Origin of the sequence: Nitrospira moscoviensis, assembly GCF_001273775.1 — a bacterium.
GTDB classification, from domain to species: domain Bacteria; phylum Nitrospirota; class Nitrospiria; order Nitrospirales; family Nitrospiraceae; genus Nitrospira_D; species Nitrospira_D moscoviensis.
On sequence record NZ_CP011801.1, the window covers coordinates 275,738 to 294,160 of the forward strand.

Genomic DNA, 18,423 nt, shown 5'->3' on the forward strand with positions numbered 1-18,423 from the left:
CCGGTGTGGAGTTGTCATCAGAGATGATGCCGAAGCAGCGAGGACCGGGCATCTTCTTGCGCGCCAGCCGGGACATCGAACTGGTGAAGCGCCACGGACGGCGCTGGTCCACCAGTTTCTTCAATCTGCTGGTGTATAAGATGGAGGGCGCGCCGAGTCGGGCCGGTATTGTGGTCGGAAAACGGTTCGGCAACGCGGTGCGCCGGAACCGCGCCAAGCGCGTGTTCCGCGAGCTGATCCGGCAATCGCAGCCGGACCTGCTCCCGGGGCAGGCGCTGCTGGTCTTTCCCAAGCGCGAGGCGCTGCTCCAGCCCTTTGGAGAGATGAAACAGGTATGGGAGGCGACGCTACAGAGAATGCGCGTGGTGCGGTCGAGGCCGGTCTGATGCGAGGGCTCTGTCTCTCTCTCATACAGGGCTATCGCGTCCTCGTCTCTCCGTTGCTCGGCCCGGCCTGCCGGTTCGAGCCGACCTGCTCCCGCTACGCCATGGAGGCCGTCTGTCGATACGGCGTCTTGCGAGGATGCGGGATGGCCGTGTGGCGGTTGCTGAAATGTCATCCCTTTCATCCCGGCGGAGAAGATCCGGTCCGGTGAACATGAGACGTCTGTAAGGATCTATCGCCGATATGGAGAAGCGCGTCATCGTTTTCCTGGTCCTCTCCCTGGCCATTATCTTTGGCTATGAATTTGTGTTGAAGGAGTTGGGGCTTGCCCCGCTGCCGGCGGTCACGACGACCGAGAGCCCGGCGTCGCCTCCGGCGACTGAGGCTCCACCGTCGGCGGTTCAAAGCAAGACCGATGCTGCTCCGTCTCAAGCGGCCGTCGAGCGCGCCGAGGACCAGGCGGCTCAAACTCCGGCCCCTCCTCCAGCGGGCAAACCGGAGGCGGTGGAAGTCTTCGAAGTCGAGACGAACCTGTATCGCGCGACGTTCACCACCCGCGGCGCGGTCCTTACCGGCTGGGAGCTCAAGCAGTACCGGGGCGCGTCCGATGGGCAACAGCCTGTTCAACTGGTGCGGCAGGGAACGAAATTTCCCGCGCCGCTCACGGTTAGCACCGACGGCCCGGCCGCGCAGGAATTGCGCGAGGGCCTCTATGCGGTGGAGAAAGATTTTGCCGCCCTGGATGCGGCCCATCCGACCGGCCACGTCACGTTTCGCTACGACGGCGGTGCGACCGGAGTTCGGCTGGAAAAGCGGCTGACCTTCCATGCCGACAGCTATCTCGTCGACGTGGCGTTGACGCAGCGAGGCATCGACGGATCGATGACGGTGGTGCTCGGCACCAATTTCGGCATCGTCGAATGGGGCGACGGATTCATCGGGCTGATCGGCTCGGCTTCTCTGGTCGACGGAAAGGTGGAGAAGGACACGCCGGAGCAGGAAGCCGAGCGCAAAGGCCATATTGAATGGGCGGGACTGCAAGACAAGTATTTCCTTTCCGTGTTGATTCCCAAACAGACCGGGACCGTGCACGTAAGGAAAGAGGGAGACAAGCTGGTTTCCACGAGTGTGCGCTTGCCGGCGCCGCCGTCCGAAGGCAGGGTGGATCTGCAACTGTATGCCGGCCCGAAGGAATACGATACGCTGCGAAGCCTGCAAATCGGACTGGAGGATACGATCGACTTCGGCTGGTTCATCTTCGGCAGCTGGGGCGTCGTCAAGGCGGTCGCCAAGCCGATTTTCTATGTTCTGCGGTTTTTGAACGAATTCACCCACAACTACGGCCTCACCATCATCCTGCTCACGATCGGCATCAAAATGCTGTTCGTCCCGCTGCAATACAAGAGCTACAAGTCCATGAAACAGATGCAGATGATTCAGCCGAAAGTAGTGGCGGTGCAGGAAAAGTTCAAGGACGATCGGGACCGGTTGAACAAGGAATTGATCAAGCTCTATCGTGATCACAAGGTCAATCCGGTGGGCGGCTGCCTGCCGATGGTCCTGCAGATGCCGGTGTTCGTGGCGCTGTTCAATATTCTGTATATGACGATCGATCTCCGTCAGGCTCCCTTCATGCTGTGGATCCAGGACCTGTCCGCGCAGGACCCCTATTATGTGCTGCCCATCATCATGGGCGTGACCATGGTGATTCAGCAGAAGATCACTCCGACGACGATGGACCCGACGCAAGCGAAGATCATGCTGATGCTGCCGGCCTTCATGACCTTCCTGTTCATCAACTTTCCCGCCGGGCTGGTGCTGTACTGGCTGACGAACAACACGCTGACCATCATGCAGCAAGTCGTGACCGACCGATTCATCTTCCGGAACAAGCCGGCCGCGCCGGAACAGGCCGACAGTTCCGGCAAAAAGTAGTGATGCGGGTTCCGCTATGGATCAGGCGCCTGAGGAGACCATTTGCGCCATCGCCACTCCTCCCGGTGAAGGGGGGGTGGGGATCGTCCGTATCAGCGGCGCCGGCGCGCTCCAGATCGCCGAGAAAGTCGTCCGCCTGCGGTCTGGTCTCCCGTTAGCATCGGTCCCATCCCATACGCTGCATCTCGCCGATATCAGTGCGACCGGCCTCTCGGGGTCGAGCTCGCCGTCTGCTGTGGCTGCTCCTTTGGACGAAGGACTGGTCGTCTATATGGCGGCACCGCGATCTTACACGGCCGAGGATGTGGTCGAGCTTCACTGCCATGGCAGCGCGCTCGTGCTGGCCCGGGTCTGTGCCGCCTGTATCGCGGCGGGCGCCCGCCTGGCCCGAGCGGGCGAGTTCACCAAACGGGCATTTTTGAACGGGCGGATCGACTTGTCCCAAGCCGAGGCGGTGTTGGATACGATCCGGGCGAAATCCGATGAAGGACTGAGGCTGGCGCAACAGCAGTTGCGCGGTGACTTGGGCCGTGAAGTGGAGCGGTTGCGCGCGAGGCTTCTGACGCTGTTGGCTCATGTAGAGGCCGGTATCGACTTCGCGGATGAGTCGATCGAGTTCGTCGGCCGCGACGAGTTGCTGCGATCACTCAAGGAGACCACGGCATCCATTGAAGCCATGCTTACCACCTGCCGCAGCGGCCGAGTCTTGAGGGAGGGGGCGCGGGTCGTCATCGTCGGGCGGCCGAATGTCGGGAAATCCAGCCTGTTGAACCGGCTGCTTCAAGAGGAGCGGGCCATTGTCACCAGCATTCCGGGCACGACGCGCGACGTCATTGAAGAAGGGACCGTTCTGGACGGTGTGCCGGTGACGCTGGTCGACACAGCCGGGTTGCGTGAGACGACCGACGAGGTGGAGCAGCAAGGCATTCAACGGGCGAAGGCGGCGCAGGAGGAGGCGGACATCATCCTACAGGTGCTGGATGCCGCCGAGGTGGCAGCGGACCGGACGCCGGAGTTGCCGGAGGACGCGGTAGCCGGAAGGCGGCTGGTGCTGTTGAACAAGATGGATCTCTTCGGAGAAGAACGCGGGCGCCGGCTGGCCGAGGTTCTTCGTCATCGGACGAACGCTCCGGTGATCCCGGTGTCCGCCGTGACCGGTGTAGGGTTGGACGACGTCAAACAAGGCATCCGATCACTGCTGTCGCCCGGCTCCTTGGAATCGCGCGAAAGCGTGGTGGTGACGAACGTGCGGCATCAAGCGGCTTTACAACAGGCGGCTTCATCTCTGCAGCAAGCCTATGCTTCGATCGAGGCACGGATCGCTCCGGAATGTGTGGCGGTGGATCTGCGGGGTGCCGCCGACGCGTTGGGAGAGATCACCGGCGCGATCACCTCCACCGAAGTGCTGGAACGGATTTTTTCGGAGTTTTGCATCGGAAAGTAACGATCGAATGGCGCAGGAATTCGACATCATTGTGGTCGGAGGCGGCCATGCCGGCTGCGAGGCGGCCCTCGCGGCCGCCCGCATGGGAGCCAAGACGCTGCTGCTCACGATGGAGAAAGATCGGATCGCGCAGATGTCCTGCAATCCGGCCGTGGGCGGCATCGCCAAAGGACATTTGGTCAAGGAGATCGACGCGCTGGGCGGTGAGATGGGCCGGAATACGGATCGGGCCGGGATCCAATTCCGCTATATCAATACGAGCAAAGGTCCGGCTGTCCGGGCGCTGCGGGTCCAGTGCGACAAGGCCAGGTACCGCAGCGCGATGCAAGACACGCTTGCCGCCTGTCCAGGTCTCACGATCGGCGAAGGAGTCGTGGATCGGCTGCTGACGTCCGGCGAGCGCGTGTCCGGGATCGTCACCGGATCGGGAGCCGCGATCGCGGCGCGGGCAGTGATTCTGACATCAGGTACATTCCTTAAGGGACTCATCCATATCGGGCTCAATCATTTTCCCGCCGGCCGCGCGGGTGAAGTGTCCGCGGAGCATTTGTCCGACTGCATGAGGGACCTCGGGTTCGAGCTGGGGCGCCTCAAGACCGGCACGCCGCCCAGGCTGGACCGGCACACGATCGACTTTTCCGTCATGGATCCTCAGCCGGGCGACGATCCACCACCGCCGTTTTCGTACCGGACCCAGCGCATCACCACGCCGCAAGTGTCGTGTCACCTCACGTACACGAATCAGCAGACGCACGAGATCATCCGGGAGAATTTAGATCGATCTCCGTTATACAGCGGCGTGATCGATTCGATCGGCCCTCGTTACTGTCCGTCGATCGAAGATAAAGTGGTTCGATTTGCAGAAAAAGAACGCCATCAAATTTTTATCGAGCCGGAAGGCCTCCACACGGATGAATTTTATCCGAACGGGATTTCGACCAGCCTGCCGGTCGATGTGCAGGCGGCCATATTAAAGACTATACCAGGGTTACAACAGGCCAAGATGCTGAAGCCCGGCTATGCGATCGAATATGACTACTTTCCTCCGCGTCAGCTTCACGCCACGCTGGAGACCAAGCGTATTAAGGGTCTGTACCACGCTGGTCAGATTAATGGGACGTCAGGATACGAAGAAGCCGCGGCGCAAGGGCTGATGGCCGGCATCAACGCCGTGCTTAAATTGAAGGGCGAGGCGCCGCTGGTTCTGGATCGTTCTCAGGCCTACATCGGCGTACTGATCGACGACCTCATCACGAAAGATACGCTGGAGCCCTATCGAATGTTTACGTCTCGGGCCGAGTATCGTCTGTTGCTGCGCCACAGCAATGCCGACCTTCGGCTCATGGAAATCGGGCACCGGCTAGGGCTAGTGAATGCCGATGCCTATGACCGGCTCGTCCGTAAGAAAGATTGCATCGACCGGGAACTCCGGCGATTGCACGAGACCAAGCCGCGTGTGACGCCCCAGATGGTGGATCAAACCAAAGGAACATTCCTCGATGACCTCTCTGCCGCTCAGACTGTCGCCCAGCTCCTCAGGCGACAGGACGCGACGTACCAACATCTTCTGCAGATGTTGGACATGCCGTTTGTCGAAGACCAGGAAATTTCTGATGAGGTGGAGCTGCAGATCAAGTATGATGGCTATATCCGACGCCAGCTGAAGCAAGTCGCGCAAGTGAAGAAGTTTGATAGAAAAGTCATTCCACCAACATTGGATTACGATGGCATACCAGGATTCTCACGAGAAGTCAGAGAGAAGCTCAAGAAGGTCCGTCCGGAGACATTAGGTCAGGCGTCCAGAATCTCCGGCGTCACGCCAGCGGCGGTCTCGCTGCTCATGGTCGCGATTGAGAAATTCAAAACCGGCAGCCGAGCCTAAAACCATTCCTTCCATATTGATCTTTTTCTTCCGTTCAAGTAATTGTTCCACGTGGAACGTGGGCATCTCGCCGAATTCTTGCGAAGCAGCACACGCGACCTCTTCGGCATTCCACTCGCCGATCAACAGCTTGAGCAGCTTATGATCTATCTTGATCAGCTGAAGGCCTGGAATGCATCCACGAACCTGACCAGCATTACCGTTGACGAAGATATTGTCGTGAAGCACTTCATTGATTCCCTTGCTGCTCTATCAGCAGACGTGATCAGTCAGGGAGTGAAGGTGCTCGATGTCGGATCAGGGGCCGGATTCCCTGGGATTCCAATGAAGATTGTACGACCAGATCTCTTTGTGACGCTGTTGGAGCCGGCACACAAGAAAGCCTCCTTCCTCCACTTTGTTGTCGGTGTATTAAGACTCCCAGGTGTGAGCATTGTCGCTGAGACGCTAGAGCGATTTATCACTGAACGCGGCGGGCAGTTCGATTACGTGGTCACCAGGGCACTCAGGTATGACATTGTCTTGCGATTCGCTCGTTCACTATTGAAGCAGGGTGGAAAGATCCTTCTCTATACATCCAGGCCCATTGCGGCTGAAGGCCGCCATGATTGGTCCCTTGTTAAAGAATTTCAATTTGATCTGCCAAGGCAGGGTGGAAAGCGGGTGGTTTCTGTTCTGCAAGCGGCAGCTTGAGCACAGAGTTCCACGTGGAACAATGATGAGAAGGTCTACGTGATGGGGCGCATTATCGCTGTTGCTAACCAGAAGGGAGGTGTTGGGAAAACAACTACTTGCGTCAATCTTTCTTCTGCAATCGCCATTCAAGGCAAGTCCGTCCTCCTCGTAGATCTTGATCCACAGGGCAATGCGACCAGCGGTCTCGGTGTCGATCCAAGATCATTAACTAAAACTGTCTACAACTGCTTGATAGAAAAAGATAATCCAAAAGATATTTGGATAAAGACCGATGTGCCGGGACTGTTCTTGCTGCCGGCGAACGCAGATCTTGCCGGCGCTGAGATTGAGCTGGTCAATGTAGAAGGACGGGAACAACACCTCAAAGAGGCCTTGCTCAAGGTTGCTGGGCTCCATGATTTCGTCTTTCTCGACTGCCCTCCGGCTCTCGGACTGTTGACGATCAATGCCTTGAACGCCGCTCAGTCGGTGCTTGTCCCCGTTCAATGTGAGTATTACGCCATGGAAGGACTGAGTCGTCTTCTAAGCAGCATTGACCGTGTTCGCCAATCCTGGAATCCCAGTTTAATACTTGAAGGCATTGTTTTGACGATGTTTGACGCTCGCAATACCCTCGCTCGACAAGTTTCGGAACAGGTTCGTTCCCATTTTGGAGCGCAGGTGTTCCAGGCCGTGATTCCCCGCAATGTGACATTGGCCGAGGCGCCCAGCTATGGGCGCCCGGGAATCCTGTATAACGCGGCCTCGTCCGGATCACAGGCCTATGTGGCCCTAGCCAAGGAGTATCTTTCCCATGGAGAAAAAAGCGCTCGGTAAAGGACTCGATGCCCTCCTGCCGTCTGCGAAACCCGCTCAGCCGGCCGAAGGGGCGGAAGTGCAGTATCTCCGCGTCGACTCGATCGTGCCGAATCGGTACCAACCCCGGCATGTCTTCGCGCCGGGGGAACTGGCGGAGCTCACCGCGTCCATCAAGGAGAGCGGGGTGCTGCAGCCGGTCATGGTCCGCCGGAAGGGAGACGGCATGTATGAGCTCATCTCCGGAGAACGGCGTTGGCGGGCTTCGAAAGAAGCCGGATTGGAAACGATCCAAGCGGTGATCCGGAATTGCAGCGATCAGGAATCGCTGTTGCTGGCCCTTGTCGAAAATTTGCAGCGTGAAGACCTGAACCCCATGGAAACGGCCCGCGCCTATACCAGAATGATGAAGGAATTCGGGCTGACTCAGGAAGTCATCGCACAGCGCGTCGGCTGTGACCGATCCTCGGTGGCCAACGCCGTGCGCTTGATGAATCTGCACCCCGACGTGCAATCCCTCGTCGAATCCGGAACCATTTCAGCCGGACATGCCAAAGTGATTTTGAGCCTGGAGTCGCCGGAAAGCCAGGTCCGCATCGCCCGCATGGCGGCGTCCCACGGCCTCTCTGTGCGCGAAGTGGAAAAGCTCGTCGAAGCGGCCCTGGCCGGAAAAAAACGGACTCGCAAGTCCGCCACCGTCTCTCCGTTTGCGGACTTGGAAGCGCGGCTCCAGAAAAAGCTCCGCACCAAAGTCCTGATCCAGCCAAGAGGACAAGCCGGCAAGATCGTCATCCATTATTTTTCTTCACAGGAATTGGACGGCCTCGCCGAGTCGCTGTTGTCCTGATCGCGGCCTCGTTCACCGCCTGAATCCGCCCGCCTTGTCGGGAAAAGGCATATTGATTGCTTTTTTCTCGATCAACGCTAAATATCTTCTTCAGACAGACCGATACAGCACACAACGGTCCCCAACCCTTTATCAACGACCCTGTCAGCGGAGAAGAGGAGGCAGCGCTATGTGGAAGCAGGATAAGCAGGACGGGAAACGCTCCGACGAGATCGAAGTCGAAGACAACGGCTCGCCGGCACAGTCCACGAGGCCGGAAACCGGCGAGGACGTGAGCGCGTTCGTCGGAAAAGGCGTCGAGTTCAAGGGCACGATCACCTACAACGGGACCGTCCGCATCGACGGATTCCTCGACGGGGAGATCCATACCGAAGGTGTGCTGTTGGTCGGCGAAGAAGCCGTGATCACCGCGAAGGTCACCGCCGGCACGATCGTGTGCAAAGGGAAGATCACCGGGGACATCAACGCGAAGGAAAAAATCAAGCTGCGGGCTCCGGCCGTAATCAACGGCGGCGTGAAAACGCCGATGCTATCGATCGAGGAAGGCGTGCTGTTCAACGGGACCCTCGAGATGGTGCAAGGAGTTCGCGACGCGCAGCGCGAGGCACAGTTGCATCCCATCGGGGTCGCCGGGACACAACCCGCGGTGCGAAGAGTCAATGGCTAGTATTTAATCCTAGTTAATTAACCTCGTTTACGGGGCGCCGCAGATGGAATCAGCGGGAGCAGGAGACACGCATGTGGGCCATCGGCGATAAAAAAACGCAGGATGGAAGCGATCAGGAGAATTTCACGTTCCTCGGCAAAGGCGTCGATTTCAAAGGTGTCGTCAATTTCGACGGCACGGTCCGTATCGACGGCCGGCTGGAGGGGGAAATCCACACCACCGGCACCCTCATCGTCGGCGAGCATGCGGTCATCAAAGGAATCATTTCCGCCGGTACGTTGATGACCAGCGGCAAGATCAATGGGACGGTGACGGCGACGGACAAGATTCAGATTCTCAAACCCGGCATTCTGATCGGCGACATTCGCACGCCGGCCATCTCGATCGAAGACGGCGCGCATTTCCACGGCATGTGCGACATGGGCGCCCATAAATGGGTGGAAGACCACACCGCGCCCGGCAAGAACGTCCACGATCTCACCGTCCATCGCGGAAAAGTCCGGAGCGCCGATCTCTAGCCGGCCTCCATGCGGGCTGGCCCTTTCACGCCTCACCCAGTACAATACTGGTCCTATGGACCGTCCAACCGTGCTGCTTGGGATGAGCGGCGGAGTCGACAGCTCCGTCGCGGCCGCCCTTCTGGTTCGCCGGGGCTATGACGTCCACGGCGTGACGCTCCAGGTGTGGGAGCACGAAGACGAAACCGTCGCCGCATCGAAGAAGTGGCAGGAGCGCGGCTGTTGCAAAGTCGGCATCGCCCGCCATGTCGCCGGCCGCCTGCAGATCCCCCACGAAGTCATCGATACCCGCAGCCGATTTCATCGGGCGGTGATCGACGATTTTCTTGCCGGCTATATGGCCGGCACCACACCGAATCCCTGTGTGCGCTGCAACGAACGCGTCAAGCTCCGTTCGTTGATCGATTTGGCCGATGCGCGAGGCATTCAATATGTGGCGACGGGACATTATGTCCAAACCGTCTGCGAGGACGGCCTGCGCCGCTTGCACCGGGCGGAAGATTCCAGAAAAGATCAAAGCTACTTCCTCTATCGCATCCAAGGCGCCTGGCTTCCGAGACTCCTGTTCCCGGTCGGCGCCCTGCAGAAGGCCGATGTCTGGGCGGAGGCCGAGGCCCTGGGTCTTCCCGCCGACGAACTGAAGGAAAGCCAGGAAATTTGCTTCGTGAGTCATGGCGACTATCGGACATTCATCGAAAAGGAGAAGCCCGAAGCCAAGCGGCCCGGCCGCATGGTAGATGAGCACGGCCGCTACCTGGGCGAACACGAGGGCATCGCGTTCTACACGCCCGGTCAACGCCGCGGTCTCGGCGTCGCCGTGGGTGAGCGTCTCTATGTCCGGGAAGTCCACGCGGCAACCAACACCGTCATCCTCGGGCGGGAAGAGTCGCTGCAGCGCAGCACCTGCGAAGTGGCGGATCTGAACCTGTTCGATGACACGCTGCTGGCACGTGACGCCACGCCGGCGGAAGTCAAGATTCGCTACGCGACCCCTGCGGCGCCCGCCACCGTGCGCCCGATCGGACCGGGGCGCTTGCGGATCGACTTTGACTCGCCGCAGCGGGCACTGGGTCCCGGCCAGTCCGCCGTGTTCTATCGCGGCGGCGCGGTCCTCGGGGGCGGCATCATCCAACCCTTCGCGTGATGAATCCTGCCGCATCGTATTGACAGTTCCCATCATCCAGTGATACGTTTCTGGGCCATTTTTTCGTGCGACCCGCACGGAAGCTTCCCGTTTGTCTCAAGAGCAAAGAGCGGATCTGGACAGTGATTAAGACAGCGGTTGCGCGACGTTACGCCCAAGCACTCTTCGAGCTTCTCGATTCAGCTCACATCGAAGCGACGCGGAGTACGCTGAACGGCCTGAGCCGGGCATTGAAGGAATCCGTGTCGCTCCGGCACGTCACGGCTTCGCCCGCGTTCGGCATGGAGGAGAAGATCGGGGTGCTGACCGCGCTCGGCGATCGACTTGGATGCCCGCCGGTCGGCAAGGTCTTTCTCGGACAGTTGGTGAAAAAGAACCGCGTCGGGTTTCTCCCGGACATTGCCGAGGCCTTCGCCAAATTGGTCAATCAATCCAAAGGTACACAGCAAGTCACCGTGTCCTCCGCGGCGGCCCTGCCGTCCTCGGAGCAGGAACGGATCAAGACCCGCCTCCGCGAGACCCTCAAGCGCGATGTCGATGTCACCTTTCAGCACGATGCCGGCCATCTGGCCGGGCTGCAGATCCATATCGGCAGCATCGTCGTCGATAGTACCGTCCGCGGCCGGTTGAACAGCCTGCGCACGACGTTGACGCGCGACTAGCCGAGATCCCATTCAAGGAGTAGCCATGCAGATCAAAGCGGAAGAGATCAGCGCGATCATTAAAGAAAAAATCAAAGGCTTCGACAAACAAGTCGACGTCAAGGAAACCGGCTCGGTCATCCAGGTCGGCGATGGCATCGCGAAGGTCTACGGCCTCGAGGGAGCCATGGCCGGCGAGATGCTGGAGTTCCCGGGCGGCCTGTACGGCATCGCGCTCAACCTGGAAGAGGACAACGTCGGCGCCGTGTTGATGGGCGACGAGGTCGGCATCAAGGAAGGCGACCCCGTGAAGCGGACCGGCCGCATCGCGGAAATTCCCGTCGGCGAAGCCTTGATCGGCCGCGTGGTCAACGCCATCGGCCAGCCGATCGACGGCAAGGGGCCGATCAAATCGTCACTGTCCTCCCGTATCGAAGTGGTAGCGCCGGGGGTCAATACGCGTCAATCGGTGCGCGAGCCGCTGCAGACCGGTATCAAAGCCATCGACGCCATGATTCCGATCGGCCGAGGCCAGCGCGAATTGATCATCGGCGACCGGCAGACCGGGAAGACTGCCATCGCGGTGGACACGATCATCAATCAGAAGGGCCTCGGCGTCTTCTGCATCTATGTCGCCATCGGCCAAAAGCGCTCCACCGTCGCCCGCGTGGTCAAGACGCTCGAAGAAAACCATGCGATGGATTACAGCATCGTCGTGTCGGCGACGGCCAGCGACGCGGCTCCCATGCAGTTCCTGGCGCCCTTCGCCGGTGCGGCGATCGGCGAGTATTTCCGCGACAACGGCAAGCACGCGTTGATCGTTTACGACGATCTGTCGAAGCACGCCGTCGCCTACCGGCAGTTGTCCTTGTTGTTGCGCCGCCCGCCGGGCCGCGAGGCCTACCCGGGCGACGTGTTCTATCTGCATTCACGCCTTCTGGAACGGGCCGCGAAATTGAGCGACAAGCTGGGGGGCGGCAGCCTCACGGCGCTTCCGATCATCGAAACGCAAGCCGGCGACGTGTCGGCCTACATCCCGACCAACGTGATTTCGATCACCGACGGCCAGATCTATCTCGGCAGCGATCTGTTTTATTCGGGCATCAGGCCGGCCATCAACGTGGGTCTCTCCGTGTCCCGCGTCGGCGGCTCCGCGCAGATCAAGACGATGAAGCAGGTCGCCGGCACGCTGCGGTTGGATTTGGCGCAGTATCGCGAGATGGCGGCCTTCGCGCAGTTCGGCAGCGAACTGGACAAGGCCACGCAGATGCAGCTCGCCCGCGGCGTCCGAATGGTGGAGTTGCTCAAGCAGGGGCAATACAAGCCGATGCCGGTGGCCGATCAAGTGCTCTCGATTTATGCGGGCGTCAACGGCTTTCTCGACGATGTGCCGGTGGACAAAGTCCAGCAATTCGAAGCCGACTTGCTCCATTATGTCCAGCAGCACCATCCCGAGGTCAAAAAGGAAATCGTGACCATCAGCAAGATCGACGACAAAGTCGGCGGCCGGCTCAAAGAGATCATCACCACCTTCAAACAGAAGATGGGATATGGGGGAAAGTAAACATCGGTGATTGGGTGATTGGGTGATTTGGTGAAGTGAGGGAATCAGACGGATGTCTTCATACTTCATGAAATCACCACTTCACCCACTCGTACTTTCGTAATCGATGCCAAGTCTACAAAGTCTCCGCCGCAAGATCGCGGCGTTCAAAAATACGCAGAAGATCACCAAGGCCATGAAGATGGTGGCCGCGGCGAAGCTCAAGCGGTCGCAGGACCGCATCCTGGCCGCGCGCCCCTACGCGCACAAGATGCGCGGCGTCCTGGGCAATCTGAGCCAACGCGTGAACCGGGCCGCCCATCCCCTCTTGCAGAAGCGGGAAGGACGGAAGGTCGAAGTGCTCGTCATCACCAGCGATCGCGGACTGTGCGGAGCCTTCAACGGCAATATCGTCAGAAAGAGCGCGGAATTCCTCCGGCAATGCGAGGCGCGCGGCCTGCACGTGAACCTCAGCATCGTCGGCCGCAAGGGACGCGACTACTTCCGCCGGCGTGCCTGGCCGATCCGGCAAGAATGGACCGGGGTGTTCGACAAGCTGTCTTTCGAGCATGCCCTCGACATCGGCGGCGACCTGACCGACAACTTCATTAAGGGCACCTTCGACGAACTGTACGTCGTCTACAACGAATTCAAGTCCGCCATCCAGCAGCGGGTGATCGTGGAAAAGCTGTTCCCCATCGATCCGGCCGTCGAGTTCGGCATGCCCCAGACCGAGTCGGCGGTGGGCGGCAGCTATCTGTACGAGCCGGACGAGGGTGATCTGCTCAATGCCCTCGTCCCCAAACATTTTCAGGTGCAGACCTATCGCATTCTCTTGGAATCGGCCGCCGCGGAGCACGGCGCCCGCATGGCGGCCATGGACGGGGCGACGCGAAACGCCGGGCAGCTGATCAAGAAGGTGACGCTCTATTACAACAAGACGAGGCAGGCCGCGATCACCAAAGAGCTGATGGATATCGTCGGCGGGGCAGAGGCTCTCAAATAAAATGTTGAATGGTCAAGGTTCAATGTTGAATGGCTGCTGTCCTGCACGGCATTCCGTCATTGAACATTCAACATTCAACATTCAACATTTCAGTGAAGGTGAAAGATGAGCACAGGAAAAGTCATTCAGGTTATCGGCCCGGTGGTCGACGTCGAGTTTCCGCCCGGCCGTCTGCCGAACATTTACAACGCCCTGAAAGTGAATCAGGAAGAGAACAAGGCGGCGGGAAAGCCGGCCGTGCGCTTGACGCTGGAAGTCGCCCAGCACCTCGGCGAAAACCGCGTGCGCGGCGTCGCCATGTCATCGACGGATGGCCTGACGCGCGGGATGGAGGTTCAGGACACCGGCGCGGCCATTGCCGTCCCGGTCGGGCGTGAGACCCTCGGGCGCTTGATCAACGTACTGGGCGAACCGGTCGACGAGAAGGGGCCGATCAAGGCGAAAAAGACTTATCCGATCCACCGGCCTGCTCCCAAGCTGGAAGATCAGGAGACGAAAACTGAAGTGCTCGAGACCGGCATCAAAGTCGTCGACCTGCTCGAACCCTACAGCAAAGGCGGGAAGGTCGGTCTGTTCGGCGGCGCCGGCGTGGGCAAGACCGTCATCATCATGGAGCTGATCAACAACATCGCGCTGCACCACGGAGGCTTCTCGGTCTTCGCCGGCGTGGGCGAGCGCACCCGCGAAGGCAACGATCTCTGGCATGAGATGCAAGAGTCGAAAGTCATCGATCCCGATGATTACACCAAATCGAAGGCGGCGCTGGTGTACGGCCAGATGAATGAGCCCCCCGGCGCCCGGCTGCGCGTCGGCTTGACCGGCCTGACGGTCGCCGAATACTTCCGAGACGAAGAAAATCAGGACGTGCTGTTGTTCATCGACAACATCTTCCGGTTCACCCAAGCCGGCTCCGAAGTCTCCGCCTTGCTGGGTCGTATGCCGTCCGCCGTCGGGTATCAGCCGAACCTCTCGACTGAAATGGGTGCGCTTCAAGAGAGGATCACCTCGACCAAGCGCGGCTCCATCACATCGGTTCAAGCCATTTATGTGCCGGCCGACGACCTGACTGATCCGGCGCCGGCCACGGCGTTCGCGCACTTGGACGCGACGACGGTGTTGTCCCGGCAGCTCGCCGAGCTCGGGATCTACCCGGCGGTGGACCCGCTCGACTCCACGTCTCGTATTCTGGACCCACAGATTATCGGGGAAGAACATTATAAAGTGGCGCGCGGCGTGCAATCCGTCTTGCAGCGGTACAAAGACTTGCAGGACATTATTGCGATTCTCGGTATGGACGAGTTGTCCGAAGACGATAAAACGGTCGTCGCGAGGGCGCGCAAAATCCAACGGTTCCTCTCCCAGCCGTTCCACGTCGCCGAAGCCTTCACCGGCGCGCCGGGTAAGTACGTCAAGCTCAAGGATACGGTCCGCAGCTTCCGGGAGATCCTGGACGGCAAGTACGACCACCTCCCGGAGCAGGCGTTCTACATGGTGGGGCCCATCGAAGAAGTGGTGGCGAAGGCGGAAAAGATGGGCGTGAAAGTATAGGCGGAGCAAGCGAGATGTCCTCCGTGCTCGCGCACCCCCCACGATAAAACTGTGGTCGGTGCATGCGCGCAGTTTGAGGACATCCCGCTCCCTCCGCCTGGGTGAAGTGCAATAGAGGAAGGGAAGATGCCAGGCAAGATTCTGTTGGAGGTCGTCACTCCGGAAAAGCAGCTCTTGAGCCAGGAGGTCGATGAAGTCATCGCGCCGGGCTCGGAGGGCGAGTTCGGCGTATTGCCCGGCCATTGCCATTTTCTGTCGACGCTACGGATCGGCGAGTTGCGGTATCGGATTGCCGATCAGGTCAACCACATGGCCGTCCTCTGGGGCTTTGCCGAAGTCACGCCGAACAAAGTGACGATCATGGCCGAGATCGCCGAGAAAGCCGAAGACATCGATATTGAGCGGGCCACCGCCAAGGTGGCTGAAGCCGAGCGGCGTCTTCAGGTCGGAGGCCTGCCGTCCGAAGCCAAAGAAGCTCAAATTAGCCTTGAAAAAGCGCGCCTCAGAAAAAAAATCGCCGAACGGTCCCGCCGAAGCGGTGCTCCTGCCTGAACGTTCCAATCCCCTCTTCCGGACTTGTAAATTCAATAGGCATGCTCCCTGTCCAAGGGTATGCTAAGGACCGTAAGCACCCTATCGCCACTGTTCGGGTATGATCCATGGCGAGAATTCTCGTCGTCGATGATGAGCCGTCCATTCGGGATCTCCTGCAGACCGTTCTGACTCGGCGCGGCCATGAAGTCATCACCGCTTCAACCGGCCGCAACGGGGTGGCTCGTTTTCGTGAAGATCGCCCGGGCCTGACGATCCTGGACCTGGCCATGCCGGATATCGGAGGGTTCGAAGTGCTCAAACAAATCCGGACCCTCGACCAGGCGACGCCGGTGATCATCCTGACCGGGGTCGGGACGGAAGAGCATGAGGCCCAAGCCAAAGAATACGGGGCGACGGACTTTCTCCGTAAAGGCTTCTCGCTCCATGCGCTGGGCGAATCGTTGAAGCGAGCCTTGCGGGAATAGACGCCGGTTCCCCTCCTGCCCTGTCGGCCCATCATCTCATCAACGTACCCGAGCGGATGGAGAGGCCCAATTCTCTCCATCTGCTCCGCCTGCGCGGCATGCGTGCGCCGCTTGCAAGACTCCCCTCAAGCCTGGTACCTACCTCTGCCGCCAATGATCACTGAATTCATCGTGACAGCCGGCGAACAGCCGAAGCGACTGGACGTCTTTCTGGTCAACCGGGAACGGGACATCTCCCGCTCGGCGCTCCAACGCTTGATTGAGTTGGGCCGCATCCGGATCAACGATCAAATCGTCAAGGCCAGCCACAAGATCAAGCCGGGCGACAAAATCACCATGGATGTGCCGAAGCCCGAGCCGCTGGAACTCAAAGGCGAGCCGATCCCTCTGGAAGTGCTCTACGAAGATGATCAGCTCCTCGTCCTCAATAAGCCGGCGGGTATCGTCGCGCACCCGGCGCCGGGCAACTGGACCGGCACATTGGTGAATGCGCTGCTGCATCATTTCCAAACGTCCGGCGGAACGGTCTCGACCATCGGCGGCAAGGAGCGGCCCGGCCTCGTCCATCGCTTGGACAAGGAAACGTCGGGCATCATGGTCATCGCCAAGACCGATGTGGCGCATCGCGCGCTGGCGGCGCAGTTCAAGCTGCATACCATCGCGCGCGTCTATGAGGCGCTGGTCTGGGGCGTGCCGAAGAAAGGCCATGGGCTCATTGAGCTCGCGATCGGCCGCGATACCAAAGAGCGGAAAAAGTTTTCGCCGCGGACGACCAGCCCCAAGGCATCCATCACCGAATACGCGGTCGATCGACGATACGGCAAAGCGGCAGCTCATGTGCTCTTATACCCGCGCACGGGGCGGACTCATCAATTGCGCGTGCATCTCACGTCAATCGGGCATCCGATTCTGGGCGATCCGACCTATGGCGGACGCAAGGTGTGTCTGGTCGGCGGGATCGACATTCCGCGGGTGATGCTGCACGCCCGGACGTTGGGATTTCGCCATCCCACCAGCGGAGCCTGGCAGGAATTCACCAAATCCTTTCCGTCCGATATGGCGGCGGTGGCAGAGGCCTTGGCGGTGGCGCGGCACGAGCCATCGGCGAAATCTTGACCGGCTCTTCGGCCTATCGAATGGACTGAACCGGTCCTGATAGGATACGGACATGCAGACAGCGGACGTTCTCGACGCCATCGGTGGGCTTACCTCGCAGCTCAAAAGCTACGCTTCGAAACTGCCTCCGGTGGTGCATCTGGCGGCTGTGCCCACCGGTGTGAAACCCAAACCGGAAGCAGTGGACGACTATGAAGAGATCGTGACGCGATTCCGGCAACAGACGGCCGGGACGCCCTACAAGGGACTCACCGAGTCACTCATCGAATCGCTGGAGGCTTTCGAAGCAGGAAAATTGCTTGGGTCGGTGCAGCCGTTGCTGGCCGTGCTGGATCATCTGGAGCGGATGCAGCGGGACAAGGAGATCGAAGTCGGTCGGATCGACGAAAAACGTCTCGCCGAATACCGGGCGGCGCTCCACAAGATTCTTCCTGGGAACAAGCCCGAGCTGGACGGTGCGGGACGGGGAATGTAAAAGAGGTCGCAACTCACGCCTGCGTAGAGCTAATGGCCCATTTTGGGCCCGGTCGCGTTGGCTCCTTCGGTCACGAGTTTGAACCGGACCGTCGAGCCGCAGTGGGGACACTTCGCGCGGACGGTCCACTCATCAAGCGGCTCGTACTGGTCGGTTTTCAACCACATCAATCGGAAACATTTCGGGCAGCTACGGACTTGCGTTGACATGCGTTTCCCCGTACACTCGCACCCCTTGGCATTTCTGTGACCGGCGTAATTTAATACAAGATGCCCTCGACCCTCAAGAGCGCCATTACCTTCTCTGAAAAGAAGGATCTGAGTCCCGAACAACTCCTGAAGCTCTTTCACCAGGCTCCCTGGGCCAAGACCCGGACGCTGGAGGACGCCCGTGAAATGCTGCGCCATACGGATGTCGCGCTTTGCGCCTGGGATGGTGACCAGCTCGTCGGCTTCGGCCGCGTGTTGACCGATTTTGTCTATCGCGCCACCATCTGGGACGTGATCGTCGACAAGGGCTATCAAAAGCAGGGCATCGGCACGGACATCGTCCAGCGCATTCTCAACCATCCCCGTCTCAAGAAGGTGGAACTCTTCTGGCTCTGCACCAGACGTCCGGGATTTTACGAGAAGCTGGGATTCAGCTCGAAAGAACAGACCGGCATGGTCTGGAGCCGAAATAAACCGGCTCGGACTGAATAGCCGGTCGGCGGTACCGGCTGCTAAGGCGGGTCAAGGTCCCGGTGCCCCTTCAGAACACCGGG

The 18,423-nt window shown here is 59.7% G+C and carries 21 protein-coding genes; 20 read left to right on the forward strand and 1 reads right to left on the reverse strand.

Going from position 1 to position 18,423, the window contains the following annotated elements; all coding sequences use genetic code 11:
* Positions 1-23 precede the first annotated feature (23 nt).
* The 19 genes from rnpA (at position 24) to NITMOv2_RS01350 (ending at position 17,660) form a co-directional block, all read left to right on the forward strand.
* On the forward strand, positions 24-386 hold the full coding sequence (rnpA, locus tag NITMOv2_RS01260) for a ribonuclease P protein component (RefSeq protein ID WP_053378166.1): 363 nt from the start codon (positions 24-26) through the stop codon (positions 384-386).
* Positions 386-595, forward strand: coding sequence for a membrane protein insertion efficiency factor YidD (gene yidD, locus NITMOv2_RS01265; RefSeq protein ID WP_053378167.1), 210 nt, complete (start codon positions 386-388; stop codon positions 593-595). Before rnpA ends, yidD begins: the two co-directional genes overlap by 1 nt.
* Before the next feature lie 32 nt (positions 596-627).
* Positions 628-2,319 carry a membrane protein insertase YidC gene (yidC, locus tag NITMOv2_RS01270; RefSeq protein ID WP_053378168.1) on the forward strand — a complete coding sequence of 564 codons (1,692 nt, stop codon included), beginning with the start codon at positions 628-630 and terminating at the stop codon, positions 2,317-2,319.
* Positions 2,320-2,335: 16 nt separating this feature from the next.
* Positions 2,336-3,763 carry a tRNA uridine-5-carboxymethylaminomethyl(34) synthesis GTPase MnmE gene (mnmE, locus tag NITMOv2_RS01275; RefSeq protein WP_053378169.1) on the forward strand — a complete coding sequence of 476 codons (1,428 nt, stop codon included), beginning with the start codon at positions 2,336-2,338 and terminating at the stop codon, positions 3,761-3,763.
* 7 nt (positions 3,764-3,770) lie between these two features.
* Positions 3,771-5,645, forward strand: coding sequence for a tRNA uridine-5-carboxymethylaminomethyl(34) synthesis enzyme MnmG (mnmG, locus tag NITMOv2_RS01280; RefSeq protein ID WP_053378170.1), 1,875 nt, complete (start codon positions 3,771-3,773; stop codon positions 5,643-5,645).
* Positions 5,646-5,696: 51 nt separating this feature from the next.
* Positions 5,697-6,338: a 16S rRNA (guanine(527)-N(7))-methyltransferase RsmG gene (gene rsmG, locus NITMOv2_RS01285; RefSeq protein ID WP_053378171.1), complete on the forward strand. Its 642-nt coding sequence runs from the start codon at positions 5,697-5,699 to the stop codon at positions 6,336-6,338.
* Between the two features lie 42 nt (positions 6,339-6,380).
* Complete coding sequence (locus tag NITMOv2_RS01290; protein ID WP_053378172.1) at positions 6,381-7,157, forward strand: ParA family protein; 777 nt, start codon at positions 6,381-6,383, stop codon at positions 7,155-7,157.
* On the forward strand, positions 7,135-7,983 hold the full coding sequence (locus NITMOv2_RS01295) for a ParB/RepB/Spo0J family partition protein (RefSeq protein ID WP_053378173.1): 849 nt from the start codon (positions 7,135-7,137) through the stop codon (positions 7,981-7,983). Before NITMOv2_RS01290 ends, NITMOv2_RS01295 begins: the two co-directional genes overlap by 23 nt.
* A gap of 169 nt (positions 7,984-8,152) precedes the next feature.
* On the forward strand, positions 8,153-8,650 hold the full coding sequence (locus NITMOv2_RS01300) for a bactofilin family protein (RefSeq protein WP_053378174.1): 498 nt from the start codon (positions 8,153-8,155) through the stop codon (positions 8,648-8,650).
* Positions 8,651-8,721: 71 nt separating this feature from the next.
* Complete coding sequence (locus tag NITMOv2_RS01305; protein ID WP_083447658.1) at positions 8,722-9,168, forward strand: bactofilin family protein; 447 nt, start codon at positions 8,722-8,724, stop codon at positions 9,166-9,168.
* A 55-nt stretch (positions 9,169-9,223) separates the two neighbouring features.
* On the forward strand, positions 9,224-10,312 hold the full coding sequence (mnmA, locus tag NITMOv2_RS01310; RefSeq protein WP_053378175.1) for a tRNA 2-thiouridine(34) synthase MnmA: 1,089 nt from the start codon (positions 9,224-9,226) through the stop codon (positions 10,310-10,312).
* 122 nt (positions 10,313-10,434) lie between these two features.
* Positions 10,435-10,974: an ATP synthase F1 subunit delta gene (gene atpH / locus NITMOv2_RS01315; protein WP_053378176.1), complete on the forward strand. Its 540-nt coding sequence runs from the start codon at positions 10,435-10,437 to the stop codon at positions 10,972-10,974.
* Between the two features lie 25 nt (positions 10,975-10,999).
* Positions 11,000-12,517: a F0F1 ATP synthase subunit alpha gene (gene atpA, locus NITMOv2_RS01320; protein ID WP_053378177.1), complete on the forward strand. Its 1,518-nt coding sequence runs from the start codon at positions 11,000-11,002 to the stop codon at positions 12,515-12,517.
* Positions 12,518-12,623: 106 nt separating this feature from the next.
* Positions 12,624-13,502, forward strand: a complete 879-nt coding sequence (gene atpG / locus NITMOv2_RS01325; RefSeq protein WP_053378178.1) for an ATP synthase F1 subunit gamma — start codon at positions 12,624-12,626, stop codon at positions 13,500-13,502.
* Positions 13,503-13,607: 105 nt separating this feature from the next.
* Entirely contained in the window at positions 13,608-15,050 is a 1,443-nt protein-coding gene (atpD, locus tag NITMOv2_RS01330) for a F0F1 ATP synthase subunit beta (protein WP_053378179.1), read from the forward strand.
* A 126-nt stretch (positions 15,051-15,176) separates the two neighbouring features.
* Positions 15,177-15,602 carry a F0F1 ATP synthase subunit epsilon gene (locus tag NITMOv2_RS01335; protein WP_053378180.1) on the forward strand — a complete coding sequence of 142 codons (426 nt, stop codon included), beginning with the start codon at positions 15,177-15,179 and terminating at the stop codon, positions 15,600-15,602.
* 107 nt (positions 15,603-15,709) lie between these two features.
* A complete protein-coding gene (locus NITMOv2_RS01340; protein WP_053378181.1) occupies positions 15,710-16,069 on the forward strand; it encodes a response regulator in 360 nt (119 codons plus the stop codon).
* Positions 16,070-16,222: 153 nt separating this feature from the next.
* Complete coding sequence (locus NITMOv2_RS01345) at positions 16,223-17,185, forward strand: RluA family pseudouridine synthase (RefSeq protein ID WP_053378182.1); 963 nt, start codon at positions 16,223-16,225, stop codon at positions 17,183-17,185.
* Between the two features lie 52 nt (positions 17,186-17,237).
* Positions 17,238-17,660: a hypothetical protein gene (locus NITMOv2_RS01350; protein WP_053378183.1), complete on the forward strand. Its 423-nt coding sequence runs from the start codon at positions 17,238-17,240 to the stop codon at positions 17,658-17,660.
* Between the two features lie 29 nt (positions 17,661-17,689).
* Here NITMOv2_RS01350 and NITMOv2_RS24340 read toward each other — a convergent pair whose 3' ends face one another.
* Positions 17,690-17,827, reverse strand: coding sequence for a formate dehydrogenase accessory protein FdhE (locus tag NITMOv2_RS24340; protein ID WP_238590433.1), 138 nt, complete (start codon positions 17,825-17,827; stop codon positions 17,690-17,692).
* 102 nt (positions 17,828-17,929) lie between these two features.
* On the opposite strand from NITMOv2_RS24340, the gene NITMOv2_RS01355 reads away from it, so the two are divergent.
* On the forward strand, positions 17,930-18,361 hold the full coding sequence (locus NITMOv2_RS01355; protein WP_053378184.1) for a GNAT family N-acetyltransferase: 432 nt from the start codon (positions 17,930-17,932) through the stop codon (positions 18,359-18,361).
* Positions 18,362-18,423 lie beyond the last annotated feature (62 nt).